This window comes from Streptomyces sp. NPDC048612, from assembly GCF_043199295.1.
Classification (GTDB): domain Bacteria; phylum Actinomycetota; class Actinomycetes; order Streptomycetales; family Streptomycetaceae; genus Streptomyces.
The window spans coordinates 147,107-164,578 of record NZ_JBICVV010000008.1 but is presented as its reverse complement, the minus strand read 5'-3'; the positions used below and the strand labels follow the sequence as shown (position 1 = coordinate 164,578).

The 17,472-nt window shown below is 74.4% G+C and carries 12 protein-coding genes; 6 read left to right on the top strand and 6 right to left on the bottom strand.

Translation table 11 applies throughout. The annotated features are described in order from the left end of the window. Window positions 1-49: 49 nt before the first annotated feature. Window positions 50-1,660, bottom strand: coding sequence for a PucR family transcriptional regulator (locus tag ACGFN2_RS15140; protein WP_393360423.1), 1,611 nt, complete (start codon window positions 1,658-1,660; stop codon window positions 50-52). 131 nt (window positions 1,661-1,791) lie between these two features. Here ACGFN2_RS15140 and ACGFN2_RS15135 point away from each other — a divergent pair, with 131 nt between their 5' ends. After that, a complete protein-coding gene (locus ACGFN2_RS15135) occupies window positions 1,792-2,325 on the top strand; it encodes a type 1 glutamine amidotransferase domain-containing protein (protein ID WP_393360601.1) in 534 nt (177 codons plus the stop codon). A 10-nt stretch (window positions 2,326-2,335) separates the two neighbouring features. On the opposite strand, the gene treZ is transcribed toward ACGFN2_RS15135, so the two are convergent. Beyond that, complete coding sequence (treZ, locus tag ACGFN2_RS15130; protein WP_393360421.1) at window positions 2,336-4,105, bottom strand: malto-oligosyltrehalose trehalohydrolase; 1,770 nt, start codon at window positions 4,103-4,105, stop codon at window positions 2,336-2,338. Between the two features lie 193 nt (window positions 4,106-4,298). On the opposite strand from treZ, the gene ACGFN2_RS15125 reads away from it, so the two are divergent. Then, on the top strand, window positions 4,299-4,844 hold the full coding sequence (locus ACGFN2_RS15125; protein WP_362604806.1) for a DUF1707 and FHA domain-containing protein: 546 nt from the start codon (window positions 4,299-4,301) through the stop codon (window positions 4,842-4,844). A 73-nt stretch (window positions 4,845-4,917) separates the two neighbouring features. On the opposite strand, the gene ACGFN2_RS15120 is transcribed toward ACGFN2_RS15125, so the two are convergent. Then, window positions 4,918-6,363 (bottom strand): dihydrolipoyl dehydrogenase family protein, encoded by a 1,446-nt coding sequence (locus tag ACGFN2_RS15120; RefSeq protein ID WP_393360418.1) that lies wholly within the window; start codon window positions 6,361-6,363, stop codon window positions 4,918-4,920. Window positions 6,364-6,506: 143 nt separating this feature from the next. Here ACGFN2_RS15120 and ACGFN2_RS15115 point away from each other — a divergent pair, with 143 nt between their 5' ends. Next, window positions 6,507-7,397, top strand: coding sequence for a LysR family transcriptional regulator (locus ACGFN2_RS15115; protein WP_393360416.1), 891 nt, complete (start codon window positions 6,507-6,509; stop codon window positions 7,395-7,397). 13 nt (window positions 7,398-7,410) lie between these two features. Here the strand turns inward: ACGFN2_RS15115 and treY are convergent, their stop codons facing one another. After that, complete coding sequence (treY, locus tag ACGFN2_RS15110) at window positions 7,411-9,870, bottom strand: malto-oligosyltrehalose synthase (RefSeq protein ID WP_393360414.1); 2,460 nt, start codon at window positions 9,868-9,870, stop codon at window positions 7,411-7,413. Window positions 9,871-10,008: 138 nt separating this feature from the next. On the opposite strand from treY, the gene ACGFN2_RS15105 reads away from it, so the two are divergent. Beyond that, window positions 10,009-11,304: an MFS transporter gene (locus tag ACGFN2_RS15105; RefSeq protein ID WP_393360412.1), complete on the top strand. Its 1,296-nt coding sequence runs from the start codon at window positions 10,009-10,011 to the stop codon at window positions 11,302-11,304. Here ACGFN2_RS15105 and glgX read toward each other — a convergent pair. Continuing rightward, window positions 11,279-13,474 (bottom strand): glycogen debranching protein GlgX, encoded by a 2,196-nt coding sequence (gene glgX / locus ACGFN2_RS15100; protein ID WP_362604816.1) that lies wholly within the window; start codon window positions 13,472-13,474, stop codon window positions 11,279-11,281. The genes ACGFN2_RS15105 and glgX overlap by 26 nt on opposite strands. Before the next feature lie 666 nt (window positions 13,475-14,140). On the opposite strand from glgX, the gene ACGFN2_RS15095 reads away from it, so the two are divergent. Both ACGFN2_RS15095 and ACGFN2_RS15090 read left to right on the top strand, forming a co-directional pair. Beyond that, a complete protein-coding gene (locus tag ACGFN2_RS15095; RefSeq protein WP_393360410.1) occupies window positions 14,141-15,391 on the top strand; it encodes an SAV2148 family HEPN domain-containing protein in 1,251 nt (416 codons plus the stop codon). A 217-nt stretch (window positions 15,392-15,608) separates the two neighbouring features. Then, window positions 15,609-16,328 (top strand): exonuclease domain-containing protein, encoded by a 720-nt coding sequence (locus ACGFN2_RS15090; RefSeq protein ID WP_393360408.1) that lies wholly within the window; start codon window positions 15,609-15,611, stop codon window positions 16,326-16,328. Window positions 16,329-16,382: 54 nt separating this feature from the next. Here ACGFN2_RS15090 and ACGFN2_RS15085 read toward each other — a convergent pair whose 3' ends face one another. After that, window positions 16,383-17,273: an aminoglycoside phosphotransferase family protein gene (locus ACGFN2_RS15085; RefSeq protein ID WP_393360406.1), complete on the bottom strand. Its 891-nt coding sequence runs from the start codon at window positions 17,271-17,273 to the stop codon at window positions 16,383-16,385. Window positions 17,274-17,472 lie beyond the last annotated feature (199 nt).

Here is a 17,472-nt window from a genome sequence, read left to right as displayed (position 1 = left end):
GGTGCGGGCCCGAGAGTGAAGCGCGGACCGCGGGCGGAGGTGCGGCGCGTCACCGGCCCGGCGGCGGGGGCACCGGCCGGCCGTCGGCCCCGGAGGCGGCGCCGCCGCGGCGGATACGGGTGGCCAGCCACAGGTCGAAGCGGTCGTCGGGGTCGTCGAGGCGGCGGCCGGTGAGGTCCATGGCCTTGTCCAGGCGGTTGCGCACGGTGTGCCGGTGGACGCCGAGCCGACGGCTGGTGGCGTCCCAGGCGCCGCCGGTCTCCAGCCACGCCGCGAGGGTGGCGAGCAACTCCTCGCCGTGGTCGGCGAGATCGAGCGGGCCGAGCACGGTGTCGGCGTAGCCGTGCAGCGTACGGCGGTCGCCCAGGCCGAGCAGCAGCCGGCTGGCCTGGCTCTGCCGGGCCTCGGCGGGCTCGCCGCTCGACCGGCTGACGGCGAGCAGCCCGGCCGCCTGGCGCAGGGACACCCGTACCGCCTCGGGAGCGGTGGCCGGGCCGATGCCGGCCGGGCGGTGCGGCGCGAAGCGGGCGAGCACATCACGGATGTCCAGATCCTCACCGACCACCGCCTCGATCACCGCCTCCGGTGCCCCGTCCACGACCCTCACCAGGCCTCCGGGCATCGCCAGCGCCAGATCGGCGGCCATCTCCTGCGCGGCGCCGTCCGCAGCCCCGGCCCCGGTGCCCGGCGCGGCGGAGCCCGTACGGCCGCCCGCTTCGTCCCCCGCCGCCACCACGACACCCCGCACCCGCTCGGCCGTCAGCCCCACCGCACGCAGCATGTCCCGGGCCCGCTCGGGGGCCGGGTCCTCGTCCGCCAGCAGCTCCGAGAGCAGTACCGACCTGCGGCGGCGCTCCGGTTCGTCGCGGAGGTGACGGCGCTCCAGTTCCAGGGAGAGCAGCGAGACCAGCCCGGGGACGACCGAACGGGCGGCGCCGTCCGGGCGGCCGGTGAGCAGCAGCAGCCCCCGCAGCCGGCGCGCCCCCAGCGGCTGCACCTCCAGCTGCCGCCCGGCGGCGGTGCTGGAGGCGCTGCCGCGCAGTCCGCGCGCGGCGACCCGTTCCAGCAGGTCCCGGGCGTGGTCCGGTGGCGGTTGGGGCGCCCGCTCACTCGCCGCGAGCAGCCGCCCCAGCGGGTCGAACACCGCCGCGCCGACCCCGGTCGCGGCCGTCCACTCCGCCAGCATCGGCCGCAGCCCGTCGCCGGTCGCCGCGGCCGTCAGCCGCCGCTGGGTCGCGAAGGCCCGCTGGAGCAGCTCGCGCTGTTCCTCGGCCCGTGCGTCGAAGACCGCCTTGGTGACGGCGATGAACGGCACCCCGTCCGGCACCGTCAGCAGCGGCAGACCCGCCTCCTCGGCCGCGGTCACCAGCGCTTCCGGCGCCTCCTGGTAGGGCAGCCCCCGCCCCAGCCCGAGCGCCAGACAGACCGCCCCGCCCTCGGCCACGTCCCGGACGTACGCCCGGCAGGCGGCCGGTTCCTCCGGCAGCAACAGGCCGATGGTCATGAGCAGTTCACCGCCCTGCAGCCACTTTCCCGGCGACGGCAGATCCGAGACCGTCGCCGCCTCGACCGTGCGGGCCAGCAGCGGCGGCGGCACGTCGTAGGTGGCCGACAGCGCGAGATCGGGCCGGGCGAGCAGGTCGGAGAGGTGCAGGGGCATAGACACAGTGTCCAGCAGATGGTCCCGCGGTGGACAGTCGGGCGAGCGTCGCCGTGCCCCGTTATGGTCGAGGAGTGTGGGAGCGGGGGACCGCCCCGCTCCTCGACCCGGCGAAGGGACGTGAGCGCGGTATGCAGGCGGCGTTTCTGGTGGCGTCCGAGGGCACCGAAGAGGTCGAGCTGACCCGGCCGTGGCGGGCGGTGACCGAAGCGGGCGGCGGCCCGACCCTGGTCTCCCCGAGCGCGGGCAAGATCCAGGCGTTCCACCACCTGGACAGGGCGGACACCTTCCCCGTCGATCTGACCGTGGACGAGGCCACCGCCGCGGACTTCGACGGTCTGGTGCTGCCCGGCGGGGTGGCCAACCCGGACGCGCTGCGGCTGGACCGGCGGGCCGTGGCGTTCATCAGGTCCTTCTTCGACGCCGGGAAGCCGGTGGCCGCGATCTGCCATGCGCCGTGGACGCTGATCGAGGCCGACGTGGTGCGGGGCCGCACGCTGACGTCCTGGCCGAGCCTGCGGACCGACATCCGCAACGCGGGCGGCACCTGGGTCGACGAGCAGGTCCACATCTGCACCGCCGGACCGAACACCCTGATCACCAGTCGGAGGCCGGGCGACCTGGAGGCGTTCTGCGCGGCCTTCGTCGCGGAGTTCTCGCACTGAGGGCGCACGCCTACGGCCCCAGCACCACCGCCGACTCCGGAGGCAGACGCAGCACCCCGTCGGCATCGGGCAGCGTCGCCGCGGGCCAGCCCGCCAGTGCCGTCAGGCCCGCCCCGCCGTCGACCGGGACCGTGGCCGTGGTGTCGTGCGCGAGGTTGACCGCCACCCGCAGCGGGCCGCGCCGCAGCAGGAGCCAGCGGGCCTCCTCGTCGTAGTGGACGGCGGTGTGGCTCGGGTCCGGATCGGTCAGCGGGGGCAGTTCGCGGCGCAGTGCCAGCAGGGTGCGGTGCCAGGCCAGCAGGGCGGTGTGCGGCTCCCGGGCCGGTTCGGTCCAGTCCAGGACGCAGCGGTCGCGGGTCGCCGGGTCCTGCGGGTCGGGCCAGTCACCGGCGTCGCCGGTCCACTCGTGCGCGGCGAACTCCCGCCACCGCCCCTCCCGGACCGCCGCCGCCAGCTCCGGGTCCGGGTGATCGGTGAAGTACTGCCACGGCGTGGTCGCGCCCCACTCCTCGCCCATGAACAGCATCGGGGTGAACGGCGTGCACAGCACCAGCGTGGCGGCGCAGGCGAGCAGGCCGGGGGAGAGCCCCGCGGCGAGCCGGTCGCCGAGCGCGCGGTTGCCGATCTGGTCGTGCGTCTGCGCGTAGGCCAGCAGCCGGTACGCGGGGGTCACCCGCAGGTCGAGCGGTGCGCCGTGCCGGCGGCCGCGGAACGCGGAGTGCGTACCGTCATGGAAGAAGCCGCCGGTCAGCGTCTTGGCGAGGGCGGCGAGCGGGGCCCGTGCGAAGTCGCCGTAGTAGCCCTGGGATTCGCCGGTGAGCGCGGTGTGCAGGGCGTGGTGGAAGTCGTCGTTCCACTGGGCGTGCACGCCGTCGCCGCCCTCCGCCCTGGGCGCGGTGGTGCGTGGATCGTTGAGATCGGACTCGGCGACCAGGAACAGCGGGCGCCCCAGCCGCCCGGCCAGCGCGTCGACGACGGCGGAGAGTTCGGCCAGGAAGTGCGGGGAGCGGTCGTCGTGCAGGGCGTGGACGGCGTCCAGCCGCAGTCCGTCGAGCCGGTAGTCGCGCAGCCAGGACAGCGCACTCCCGAGGAAGTAGGCGCGCACCTCGTCGGAACCGGGGGCGTCGAGATTGACCGCGGCGCCCCACGGGGTGTGATGGGTGTCGGTGAAGTACGGCCCGAACGCCGGGAGAGGGTTGCCGGACGGGCCGAGGTGGTTGTGCACCACGTCGAGGACGACCCCCAGCCCGTGCCCGTGCGCCGCGTCCACGAAGCGCTTCAGCCCGTCCGGCCCGCCGTACGGTTCGTGCACCGCCCAGGGTGCGACCCCGTCGTACCCCCACCCGTGGGTGCCGGGGAACGGGCAGACCGGCATCAGGGAGACATGGGTGACGCCCAGGTCGGCGAGGTGGCGCAGCCGCGCGGCGGCGGCGTCGAAGGTGCCCTCGGGGGTGTAGGTCCCGATGTGCAGTTCGTAGAGGACCGCACCGGGCAGGGGGCGGCCGGGCCACGGATGCCGCCAGGCGAACCGGTCGTGCGCGACGACCGCGCCTGGCCCGCCGGGGCCCTCCGGCAGCCGTGCCGCCCGCGGATCGGGCAGCGGCGGCCCGCCGTCCAGCCGGAAGGCGTACCGGTCCCCGTCGCGGGCCGGTGCCTCGGCCCGCCACCAGCCCGCGCGCACGGGGTCACGCTCCATCGGGACGGCCGGCTCGGCCACCCGGCCGCCCGCCCACTGGAGCGCGACCTGCCCGGCCTCCGGCGCCCACACCTCGAACAGCACGGCCGTCCTCCTTCGTTCGGTCCGGTGCCCCGACGAAAGCACGCCGGCGCACCGCCCGACACCCCGACGTGGCGAGTCGCGCCGACATCGCGCCATGCGCTGGGCCGTTCCGGCGAGCGGGCAACCCGGCCAGGGCGTCCCCGTGCAGCCACCTCGCCTGGACAGCGGCTCGCGGTGGCCCGAGAATCACGGCATGACTTCGCTCGAGTTCCCTGCGCGTCCGGCGCGGCCGTCGGACGCCGACCGGGAACGTGCCCTTGATCTGCTGCGCGACGGCGCGGCGCAGGGACGCCTGTCCCAGGACACCTTCCTGCGGCGCCTGGAACTCGTCCTGACCGCCCAGCAGCAGTCCGAACTCGACCTCGTCACCGCCGACTTGGACGACCGCGGCAAGGTCCAGGGCACACTGCTGCGGGTGGTGGGCCGGGTGTCGGCCTTCCACCTCCGGGTGCGCCGCGCCTGGCGTACCGAGCGCCTGCCGAAGCTGCTGCTGCCCGAACCGGGCCCGCTCCCGCTGCTGATAGGGCGGGCCCCCGGCTCCGGCCTGCGCCTCAACCACGAGACGGTCTCCCGCGCCCACGCCGAACTCCGCAGTGCCGGCAATGGCTGGCTGCTGCGCGACCTCGGCTCCACCAACGGAACCTGCGTCAACGGCCGCCGCGTGGTCGGCGAGGTGCCGGTCGGCCCCGGGGACCACATCACCTTCGGACAGGTGGACTACGTCCTGACGCAGCGCTGAGGCGAGTGGTGGGCCGGGGTCCTCGGCCCCGCCCGGGACCGTGGCCGGATACCGGCGCCCGGACCCGCCCCGCTCAGTGCTGATGCAGCCCCCGCCCCGCCAGCGTCAGGAACGTCTCGCCGACCGCCTCCGACAGTGTCGGGTGGGCGTGGATGTGGTGGGCGACATCGGCGGGTTCGGCGTCCCAGCCGACGATCAGCTGGCTCTCCGCGATCATCTCCGAGACGTGCGGGCCGACGAGATGGACCCCGAGCACCCTGCCCGTGGCCGCGCCGCCCGCACCGCCCGCGCCGTCCGCCGCCGCGATCACCTTCACCATGCCGCCCTGACCGTGCACCATGCCCTTGGCGGTGGCGGCCAGCGGCAGGGTGTTCACCTTGATGTCCAGGCCGCTCACGCGCGCCTCGGCCTCGGTCCGGCCGACCGAGGCGGTCTGCGGCGAGGAGTACGTCACCCGCGGCACGGTCGCGTAGTCCACCGGCCGCGACGGCAGTCCGGCCAGCGTCTCGGCGACCAACAGGCCCTCCGCGAACGAGGCATGGGCCAGGCCCGGGGACGGCGGCGGCAGCAGATCGCCGACCACGTGGACGCCCGGCACGGCGGTCTCCAGCCGTGACCAGTCCGCCGGGGCGACGAACCCCCGCTCATCCGGCGTCAGCCCGGCCGCCGCCAGGTCCAGCCCGTCCGTCACCGGGGCCCGCCCCACCGCGACCAGCAGCCGCTCGGCCTCGACCACCTGCTCCCCGCCCCGCGGGGTGCGCACGGTGGCCCGTACGCCGTCCGGCAGCAGTTCGGTGCCGGTCAGTGTCGAGCCCGTACGGACCGTGATGCCGCGCTTCTTCAGCCCGCGCGCCAGATGGCGGCCGACGTCCTCGTCCTCCATCGGGAGCAGCCGGCCGGCCGCCTCGACCAGGGTGACCTCCGCCCCCATGGAGCGGTGGAAGGACGCGTACTCGACGCCGATCGCCCCGCCGCCCAGGACCAGGACGGATGCCGGAAGCGCGGCGGCGAACAGCGCGTCGTCGCTGGTCACCACCCGTCGGCCGTCCGCGGCCAGACCCGGCAGCAGCCGCGGGCGGGAGCCGGTGGCCAGCACGATGCCGCGCCGGGCGGTGAACTCCCCGGCGCCCTCGACCCGGGCCGTACGGGGCCCGGTCAGCCGCGCCGTGCCCTTGACGACCCGTACGCCCGCCGTCCGCAAGTGCCCGGCCACGCCCTGGTGGTTGCGCTCGACGAGGGTGTCGCGGGTGGCCACCAGGGCCGGCCAGTCCAGGGAGTCGACGGTGGCCTGGACGCCCCACCGTTCACGGGCCTCCGCGATGCCGTCCACCAACTCGGCGGCGTGCAGCATGGCCTTGCTGGGCACGCAGCCGCGGTGGAGACAGGTGCCGCCGATCAGGTCGCGTTCGGCCAGTACCACCCGCAGCCCCAGGGACGCGGCGCGCAGCGCGGTGCTGTAGCCCCCGGTGCCGCCGCCGATGACAAGGACGTCCGTCGTGTTCACGTCTGTCTCACTCATGCGGTCAGACTCCGCCCACCTGCGGTGATGAGTCCAAGGCAATGTTTCCATGGAGGTGATGAAGAACCTTCATACGGTGAGGTCTCCGGCGATGCCCGGTGACGTCGCGGCAGGAGGGGCCGAGTGCGCCGGGAGGGGCGGGCATGAGTCTGCGGCAGATGGAGTACCTCGTCGCGGTCGTCGAGGAGGAGTCCTTCACCCGCGCCGCCGAGGCGCTGCACGTCACCCAGTCCGCGCTCTCGCACCAGATCAAGGCGCTGGAGCGGACGGTCGGCGGCCCGCTGCTGGAGCGGATGACGCGCGGGGTACGGCTGACCGCGATGGGCCGCGCCTACTTCCCGCACGCCCAACTCGCGGTCCGCAGCGCCCGGCAGGCCCGCCGTGCCGCCCTCGCGGCGGGCGGCGCGGAGAGCGGCGAACTGCACCTCGCGACGGTGCACGCGCAGGCGGTCGGGGTGCTCCCGGAGGTCTGCGCCCGCTGGGCCCGCGCCCGTCCGGGCGTCCGCCTGGTGCTTCACGAGTACGCCACCACCGAGGAGTTGGAGGACCAGATGGGCCGCGGGGTCGCCGACCTGGCGCTCGGGCCGCGCCCCCGGGACTGGCCGGGGCCGGTCACCGTCGTGGGGGAGGAGCGGATGGTGCTGGTCGTACCGCACGGCGACCCGCTCGCCGCCCGGGAGTCGGTCCGCCTCGCGGAGCTGGCGGACCGCCCGTGGGTGCGGTGCAGCCTGGAACCGGTGGTCGAGGGGCGCCGCTGGCTGGACCGGGAGTGCGAACGGGCCGGTTTCACCCCGCGCACCGCGGTCCGCACCCAGCACAGCTCCACGGCCGTCCGGATGGCGGCGGCGGGCGTCGGGGTGCTGCTCACGGCGGCCCATGAACTCCGCGGCGCCGACTGTGCGGCGGTGCCCACCGATCCGCCCTGGCGCCGCGAGATTACGGTCTTCTCCCGGGTCGAACCGACGGGCGCCGCCGCGGAGTTCACCGAGCTGCTGCGCACGGCGGGGAGCACCGAGCCGAGCCGCGACACCTGAATCCGGCAGCCCGTCACTCCCGGACGAGCAGTGCCACCGGCGACTCCGCCAGCAGCTCGCTCAGCCGCACCACCGCGCCGCCCGGCAGCTCGCGCCCGGTCAGCCGCTCGTGCCAGGGGCCCTCCGGCGGCAGCCGCAGCCGGGTGTCCCACCAGCCGCCGGTCTCCACCAGCCGCAGCGACAGCCGGGTCACCACCGTCAGCACCCGCCCGCCGCGGCAGAACGCCACACAGTGCTCGGCCGCCGGGCCCTCGCCGTACACCGGCTCGTACGACGCCGTGGCGCCGAACCACCCCGGACGGTCGCGCCGCAGCCGCAGCGCCGCCGCGGTCAGCCGGAGCTTCTCACCGGACAGGTCGCGCGGCGGGCTCCCGTCGTCCAGCGCGGTGAGCAGTTCGGGGCGGAAGCGGGCCGGCCGCCGGTTGTCCGGGTCCACCAGCGCGGCATAGCCGGCTTCGGTGCCCTGATAGAGGTCGGGCACGCCCGGCATGGTGAGCTGCAGCAGCGCCGCGCCCAGCACGTTGGCCCGGACGAACGGGGCGAGTTCACCGTCCAGCGCGGCCAGCGGCGCGGCCAGGGGGCCACAGGGCCCGGTGCGGACGAACTCCTCGACCGACTCCTCGTAGCCCGCGTTCCGCTCCGTCCACGAGGTGCGCAGTCCGGCCTCCCGCGCGGCCTTGAGGACCGCGGGCACCACCCGCTCCGCCGTGTCGCCGCCGTCCGCCGCACCCAGGCCGAACGCGGTCTGCCAGGCCAGCCACGACACCATCGGGTCCGCCGGGCCGATGCCGTCCGCCCCGCCCGCCGTGGGGCCGCAGACCGCCTCCTCGGCCAGCGCGCCGAGCACGTCCCGCCAGCGGTCCGGGCACTCCGACAGCACCGCGATCCGCGCCCGTACATCGGCGCTGCGCTTGGTGTCGTGGGTGGACAGCACCGTGCCGGCCAGCGGCCGGTCCCGCTGCAGCCGGGCGCAGTACGCGTGGAACGCCTCCGGGGGGAGCGCCGGTTCCCCCGGGTCACCGCCGACCTCGCAGGCCGACAGCAGCACCGGATAGCGGTAGAAGGCGGTGTCCTCCACGGATTTGGCGTGCAGCGCGGACGCGGTCTGGGCGAACCGTGCGGTGAAGTCCGCGCAGTCCGTGCCGTCGTCGTCCGGGCCGTCGGTCAGCCGGCCGAGCGCCAGGTCGCGCAGCAGATCCACCGCCCGCGCCTCCTCGGGCACCCGGAAGGCGGTCCGCGCCTGGGCCGCCGCCGCGTCCAGCATCTCCGCGTCCCGCCCGGCCCGCGCCGGATCGGCGGCGTAGGGACGGTAGACCGGCAGCCGCACCAGCAGCTCACGGAGCGCGTGCCGCAGCGCCCAGATGGCGTGGTCGCCCGGCTCGGGGGCGCGTGCGCTGATCCGTGCCGCGGTCCGCACCAGCCGCTCGACCTCCGCGGCCAGGTCGTGGGTGACGACCTCGTAGGCGGCGCGGCGCACCGTCTCCTCCCAGTCGCCGCCCTCGTCGGCCAGCGGCGTGACGAAGTCCCGGTAGTGGGAGAACAGCCGTGCGGCGCCCTGCGGACAGACGAAGAGTCCGTCGATGTGCCGCAGGGCGTCATAGCCGGTGGTGCCCGCGCAGGCCCAGCTGTCCGGGAGCCGCTCGCCGTCGGAGAGGATCTTCTCCACGACCGTCCAGCGGCCGCCGGTCCGCTCGTGCAGCCGGGCCAGGTAGCCGCCGGGGTCCACCAGACCGTCCGGGTGGTCGATGCGCAGCCCGTCGATGACGCCCTCACGGATCAGCCGCAGCACCGTGCCATGGGTCGCCTCGAACACCTCGGGGTCCTCGACGCGCACCCCGATCAGCTCGGAAATGGTGAAGAAGCGGCGGTAGTTCAGCTCGCTGCGGGCCAGCCGCCACCAGGCGAGCCGGTACCACTGGGCGTCCAGGAGGCGGGCCGGCGGCAGCTTCTCCGTACCGGGGCGCAGTGGGAAGGCGTGCCCGTGATAGCGCAGCACCTCGCCCTCGACGCGGAAGTGCCGCATCTCCTCGCCGATCCGGCCGCCGAGCAGCGGCAGCAGCAGCCGTCCGCCGTGCCCGGCACCCCAGTCGATGTCGAACCACCGTGCGTACGGGGACGCCGGGCCGTCGCGCAGCACCTGCCACAGCGGTCCGTTCAGCGACAGCGGCTCCGGCACCGCCATGTGGTTCGGCACCAGGTCGACGACGAGCCCGAGGCCGTGCGAACGGGCGGTGGCCGCCAGGGCCCGCAGCCCCGTCTCACCGCCCAGTTCGGCCCGTACCGCCGTGTGATCGACCACGTCGTAGCCGTGGGTGGAGCCCGGCACCGCCTCCAGTACGGGCGAGAGGTGGAGATGGGAGACGCCGAGCGCGGCCAGGTGCGGGACGGCCCGCTCGGCGGCGGCGAACGGGAAGTCCGGCTGGAGTTGCAGCCGGTAGGTGGCGGTCGGTGACGGACTGGAGGGCTGCCTCATGGGAACACCCGTACCCCGCTGACGGCCCGCTCCCGCATGGGCGTGGTGGTTTCCTCCGACGGAGTGGGTTCCGGGCGTGCTGACGTTCGTATGTCCGGCCCGTGGGGCGCGCGGCGGACCGGCGGATAGCGTCGGCCGATGACCGCTGCCACCGCCACCCTGGGCCGGGTGCTCGCGCTGGGCGGGCCGCTGCTGCCCGTCGTCTCCTTCCTCGGCCGGCTGCCCACCGCCATGTGCCAGTTCGGCAGTCTGCTGCTGGTGGCGGAGACCAGCGGCTCGCTGACCACGGCGGGCCTGGTGGGCGGTGCGCTGGCGGCGGGTCAGACGGCGGGCGGCCCGCTGCTGGGCCGGCTCGCCGACCGGCACGGACAGCGGGCGGTGGTGCTGGCCGCCTGCTGGTTCGACGCCCTCGCCGTGACCGCACTGGTGCTCGCCGCCCTCGCCCGGACCGGGACGTTGCCGCTCGCCCTGATCGCGCTGCTCGCCGGTGCCGGGGTACCGCAGATCGGGCCGCTGGCCCGCACCCGGCTGGTGGCGCTCGCCCGCCGCGCACGGGCCGACGACCGGCTGGTCCACACCGCGCTGTCCTTCGAAGGCACCCTGGACGAGGTGTCGTTCGTGCTCGGCCCGGCGCTGGTCGGACTCTCCGCCACGGTGGCCCACCCGGCCGTGGCGCTCGCCCTGGCCGCACTGCTGCTCGCGGTCTGCGGTTCCGCCTTCGCGCTGCACCCCACGGCGGTGGCGGCGGGGCCCACGGGCGGGTCCGGGGCCGGGCCGTCCCCCAACCCGCCCGTTCCGGCCGCCGCCCCCGAGGACCCCTGTGACCGCCGCCGCGTCACCGGCCGCGCCCGGCTGCCCCGCGCGGTGCACGCCATGCGCGCCTCGATGGCGTTGCAGGGCGCCCTCTTCGGCGCCTGCCAGTCCGGCATCACCGCGCTGACCGCGGACCTCCACCGGCCCGCCCAGGCCGGGCTGGTCTATGCCGCGATGGGGGTGATGAGCGCGGCCGCCGGGCTGGCGCTGGCGCTGGTGCCCGCCCGGATCGGGCTGCCCGCGCGCTGGCGGGCGGCCGCCGTGGCACTGATCGTGCTCTCCGTGCCGCTGCTGTTCGTCCGGTCCCTGGGGGCGCTCTACCTGGCCGTCGTGGTCCTGGGCGCGGCCTTCGCCCCGCATCTGATCACCCTGTTCGGCCTCACCGAACGGCTGGTGCCGGCCGGCCGGCTCGCCGAGTCGATGGCCTTCCTGACCAGCGCGGTGGTCGGCGGCCAGGCACTGTCCCTGGCCGCCTCCGGCCGGCTCGCCGAGGCGTACGGCCCGTCCGCCGCCTTCGCAGCGGCGGTCGGCGCCGCCGTCCTGATCCTCGGCCTCGCCCTGACCACCCGGCGCACGGACCCCTCGCCAGCGCCGCTCAGGCCGGCCGCTGCAACACCATGAGGCTCCGCCCGATGAGCGTCAGCCGGTCGCCGGCCTTCACCTTGGCGCCGCCGCCGTCCGCCACCGCCCGCGGCCGGTCGGTGTCCACCACGACCTGCCACTGCCGGCCGAGGTGATCGGGAACCCTGAACTCCTTCTCCTGGTCGTGGGCGTTGAACATCAGCAGGAACGAGTCGTCGGTGACCGGCTCGCCCCGGGGGCCCGGCTCGGAGATCGAACTGCCGTTGAGGAACACCGTCAGCGAGTTGGCGTGCACCGACTGCCAGTCGCGCGGCCCCATCTCCTCGCCGCCCGCGGTGAACCAGGCGATGTCGGACAGCTCGTCCCGGGCGCCCTCCACCGGGTGCCCCTGGAAGAACCGCCGGCGCCGGAACACCGGATGGTCGCGCCGCAGCCACACCATCTGCCGGACGAACGCCAGCAGCGCCCGCTGCTCCGCGTCCTCGTCCGCCGCCGCGTCCGCACCGTCCGGCCCGTCCGCGTCCGCCCCGTCGTCCTCCCCTGAGCCCCCGCCCCGCCCCGGCTCCGGCCAGCGCACCCACGACAGCTCGTTGTCCTGGCAGTAGGCGTTGTTGTTGCCACCCTGGCTGCGCCCGAACTCGTCCCCGTGGCTGAGCATCGGCACGCCCTGCGACAGCATCAGCGTGGCCACGAAGTTGCGCATCTGCCGGGCCCGCAGCCGCCGCACCCCGGGATCGCCGGTCGGACCCTCGGCACCGCAGTTCCAGGACCGGTTGTGGCGCTCACCGTCCCGGTTGTCCTCGCCGTTGGCCTCGTTGTGCTTGTCGTTGTACGCGACGAGATCGCCCAGGGTGAAGCCGTCATGGCAGGTCACGAAGTTCACCGACGCCAGCGGCCGTCGCCCGTCCTCCTGGTAGAGGTCCGAGGAACCCGTCAGCCGCGACCCGAACTCCGCCAGGGTGCGCGGCTCGCCCCGCCACAGGTCCCGCACGGTGTCCCGGTACTTCCCGTTCCACTCGGTCCACAGCGGCGGGAAGTTCCCCACCTGATAGCCGCCCTCACCGACATCCCACGGCTCGGCGATCAGCTTCACCCGGCTGACCACCGGGTCCTGGTGCACCAGGTCGAAGAACGACGACAGCCGGTCCACCTCGTGGAACTGCCGGGCCAGCGTCGCCGCCAGATCGAAGCGGAAGCCGTCCACCCGCATCTCCTGCACCCAGTAGCGCAGCGAGTCCATCACCAGCTGCAGCACATGCGGGCTGCGCATCAGCAGCGAGTTCCCGGTGCCGGTGGTGTCCATGTAGTACTGCCGGTCCTCCGACAGCCGGTAGTAGGAGGCGTTGTCCAGCCCCCGGAACGACAGCGTCGGGCCCAGATGGCTGCCCTCGGCCGTGTGGTTGTAGACCACGTCGAGGATCACCTCGATCCCGGCCTGGTGCAGCGCCCGCACCGCCGTCTTGAACTCCAGCACCTGCTGCCCGCGGTCACCCCACGACGCGTAGGCGTTGTGCGGGGCGAAGAAGCCGATGGTGTTGTAGCCCCAGTAGTTCGTCAGCCCCGCGTCCACCAGCCGGTGGTCCTGGACGAACTGATGCACCGGCATCAGCTCCAGCGCGGTCACCCCGAGCTTCGTCAGATGGTCGATGACCGCCGGATGCGCCAGCGCGGCATAGGTGCCGCGCAGCTCCTCGGGAAGCTCCGGATGGCGCATCGTCAGGCCCTTCACATGGGCCTCGTAGAGCACCGTCTCGTGGTACGCGGTGCGCGGCGGGCGGTCGTCGCCCCAGTCGAAGTACGGGTTGACCACCACCGACGCCATGGTGTGCGGCGCCGAGTCCAGGTCGTTGCGGACCTCGGGGCGCCCGAAGTGGTAGCCGTAGACGGCCTCGTTCCAGTCGATCCGGCCGCTCATGGCGCGGGCGTACGGGTCGAGCAGCAGCTTCGCCGAATTGCAGCGCTGCCCCTGCTCCGGCTCGTACGGACCGTGCGCCCGGAAGCCGTAGCGCTGCCCCGGCATCACCCCCGGAAGATACGCGTGCCGCACAAAGGCGTCGCTCTCGCGCAGCTCGACGGCGGTCTCCGAACCGTCGTCGTGCAGCAGACACAGTTCGATGCGGTGCGCGGCTTCGGAGAACACCGCGAAGTTGGTGCCCGCCCCGTCATAGGTGGCACCCAGCGGATACATCTGTCCCGGCCAGACCTGCATGGGTAGACTCTTCCACTTTCTCGTCGGGCGCTGCGGCGACTCCACGGCACACATCCGCGGAACGGCTTCGACATCCTTCCCCCCGTTCGCCGTAACGTGTCGCTCACCCAGGGTTTTACGCGAGATTGCCGCTGAATGGTGGCAACTGTCGCGATGTCGGATCGTCCTACCGGTCGTGCCGCCGGGCGCCGTCGCGGCCACGTGCACGGTCGCACCGGGGTCCCCGGCGCCGGTGCGCCACCGGCACGGGCACGGGCACGGGACGCAAATACACCACACATGACGCCTATGTGCCCGAGTACAACAAATGCGCCCGGTTCGCCAGCGACAACCCGGCCAACCGCGGAGCCCGAGGCCGGCGGCGCCTTCGGTACCCGGGTCAACGGCCGGCCGCCGGAACACCCCATCGCGTGGGCCGCCCCCGGGGTCCCGGCATCCGCCCCGGACGAGGACCGGGAGGCGGTGCCCCCGCGCGGCGGGGTCTCCCGCTGGTCCGAGGCGGTGCCGGGGCTATGAATCCGCTCACTCCGCCCGCGCGCTCCGGCGACAACCGGCAGTATGGACAAGGGGAGTTGGCAACCGACTCGATCCATCCTGCTGCACCGCCTCCCGCACCGCAGTAGTCTGCCTTGATCGTTGGCACGGGGGTTCGGAAGGCGGTGGCAGGTGAGTGGCGGGCTGGAGTTGCCCCCTGGTGACGAGAGTCATGAGGGCCATGAGGGCGGCTCCGTCGACGCACCGCCCGGCGCGGTGTCCCTGGCACGGCCGCTGGAGATCGGTGCTGAGCTGGACTGGGGCGCCGACGCCTGGAGTGAGGTGCGCACCCGCGCCCGCCGGGCCGGCCGCGCCTACATCTGGCTGAATCTCGTCGAGCAGCGGCTGCGGGCCGTCGTCGCCGCCGTCCTGCGGCCCATCTACGAGCCGGTGCACGGCGACGAATGGGTGGTCGCGGCGGCCGGCCCGGCCGGTCAGGAGTGGGTGCAGCGCGCGGTCGCCGTCCGCGAGGTCAGCCGCCGCAAGGGCTACCTCCTCGACCCCGCCGACGACAACATCGTCAGCTTTCTGACCCTTCCGCAGCTGCGCGAACTGATGGTCCAGCACTGGCCCTGCTTCGAGCCGTACTTCGACGACCGCCGCGACGTCGAGCTGGCCCTCGACGAGCTTGAGGTCGCCCGCAACATCGTCTCCCGCAACCGCGCCCTGTCCGAGACGGTGCTGGCCCAGGCCGAGCGTGCCTCCGCCCGTCTCCTGGACATACTCGGCTCCGGCGTCGGCACCCGGATCTCCGGGCGGCTGCCCATCGACGCGGTGGAGGACCTGGTCGGCGACCGCTACGCCGACGTCATCGGGGTGCACTCCGACCGGGTGCGTCTGCAGCGCCAGCTCCCCGCCGAGGACCTCTTCGGCGACGCCCGCCGGCTCGACGCCGTGGGGATAGGGCTCAATCTCCTGGTGCAGAACTACTCGGGCCGCCGCCTGGTCCGGCTCGCCGAGTCCGGCTGCCGCGTCCGGCTGCTCTTCCTCAACCCGGCCAGCAGCGCGGTCCGCCGCAGGGAGCGCGAGATCGGCCTGAAGAAGGGCGAGATGAGCCGCTCCATCGAGATGAACATCCTCCATATGCGGCGGGTGCGGGCCCGGCTGCGTGACCCCGGCGCCTTCGAGATCCAGGTCTTCGACGAGACGCCGCGCTTCACCGCCTACCTCGTCGACGGCGACGGCCCCGACGGCGTCGCCGTCATCCAGCCCTACCTGCGCAAGAGCCGCGGGATGGAGTCGCCCGTCCTCGTCCTCCGCGGCGGCGGCCGGGAGGTCGTCCGCCAGGACGCCCCGCACACCCGCGACGGTGACCACGGTCTCTTCGAGACCTACCGGGAGGAGTTCGAGAGCATGTGGGCGGATTCGCGGCCGGTGTCCTGAACGGGCCGCCGTCTCCACTCCGCCCACGGGGCACCGCCCCCGCCCGGGACCGTGCGGATCGTGCGGCCGGTCGATTGTCAGTGGTGCGTGCGACAGTGGGCGGGCAACGGGGGAAGTACCACCGAAGGAGGCCGCATGAGCGGGCGGAGCGAGGTGTCGGCATGAGCGAGCGGAGCGAGTTCATCATCAAGAGGTGCGCGCCGAGCGAGGTGTCGGCATGAGTTGGCATCAGGAGCTGCTGGTCAGCTTTGACCTGGAGACGACGGGCACCGACGTCGAGCGGGACCGCATCGTCACCGCGGCCCTGCTCCGCCTGGAGGGGGACGGCCGCGCCGCGGAGAAGCTGACCTGGCTGCTCGATCCGGGGGTGCCGATCCCTGACGAGGCGGCGGCGATTCACGGTATTTCCACCGCATATGTCCGGGAGCACGGCCGTCCGCCGGCGACCGCGATAGAGGAGATCACCGAGGCGCTGGCCGATGCCCTGCGCGCGGAGATCCCGCTGGTGGTGATGAACGCGCGCTATGACCTCTCGCTCCTGGACCGCGAGTGCCGGCGCCACGGCCTGCGGACCCTGACCGAACGCCTCGGACACGCCCCCGCGCCGGTCATCGACCCCCTCGTCCTGGACAAGCACGTGGACCGCTACCGCAAGGGGAAGCGTGCCCTCCAGGCGCTCTGCGCGCATTACGGCGTCCGGCTGGACGGCGCCCACGAAGCGGGCGCCGACGCGGCCGCCGCGGCCGGGGTCGTCCGGCGCATCGGGGAGAAGTATCCGTCCGTCGCCCTCCCGTCGCCCCGCGCGCTGCACGCCCTCCAGGAGCAGGCGGCCGCCGAGCAAGCCGCGTCGTTCCAGGAGTATTTGCGGCGCTCCGGCGACCCGCGGGCGATAGTCGAGCCGGCCTGGCCGCTGATCCCGCACCAGGCCGGGGCCTGAGCGGGAGCGAGCCCGTCCGGCCCGCTGGGGCCCCGGCCCGTCAGGCCGCCCCGTTCAGAAGGGGTACCACCGCACCGTCGCGTCCTTGTCGCGCAGTGAGGCGATCCTCCGCCGGAACTCCCTGAGTGCCGCCGGGTTTCCGGGCGCGTGCTGGGACACCCAGGCACAGCTCGCGGTCTCCCGGGACCCCCGCAGCACGGCGCAGCCCTCCCAGTCCCGTACGTCCCAGCCGTAGACCGACACGAAGCTGTCGTAGGCGGCGGCGGGCAGCCCGTAGCGGTCGCGGCTCAGCGCCATCACGACCAGGTCGTGTTCGCGCAGATCGGAGGAGAAGGTCTCCAGGTCGACCAGCACCGGCCCGTCCGGCCCGACATGCACGTTACGGGCCAGCGCGTCGCCGTGGACGGGACCGCGCGGCAGATGCGGCTCCAGGGCCGTGGCGGCCGCCGCGAAGGCGTCCCGCCGCCCGCGCAGATACTCCGCGTCGGGCGCCGACACGGCGTCGCCCGCCAGCCGCAGCCAGCGCTCGACGCCGCCGAGCAGCTCGCGCCGGGGAAGCGTGAACGGCGGCTCGGGCAGTGCGTGCACGAGCTTCAGCAGCGCGGCGAGATCCTCCGGCCCCGCGGGGCGGACGGCCTCCGGCAGCCGGTGCCAGTAGGTCACGGGATGGCCGTCCGCCAGCGTCGCCACGGGCTCCGCGGCCCGTACGGCCGGCACGCCCTCGGCGGCCAGCCACTGCGCCACGCGCAGTTCCCGCTCGGCCCGTTCAAGGAGTTCGGCGCTGCGGCCCACCCGTACGACCGGCCCGTGGTCGCCGAGGGCGAAGACGGCGTTCTCGCCGAGCGAGAGCAGCGCGGCCTCGGCCGCCGCCTCCGGGTGCCCGGCCGCGGCCAGCACGTCCCGGGCGCGCGCCTCCGTGAAGGCGGCGGGGCTCGGTTCGGTCATCGGGGTGCCTCCTGCGGTGCCGGTGAGCGACCAGTGTCGCAGGTCGGCCCTGGGGGCCCGGCGGCTTTCCCGGGGCGGGAACGCCGCCGCGGAATCGGCCGGGGACCTTGACGGGGATGCCGGTCGTCACCACGATGACGGCGGCCGGGCACGGCCGGCCGGGGGAGAGGGGGAGCGATGGCAGCAGTGCCGACGGCGG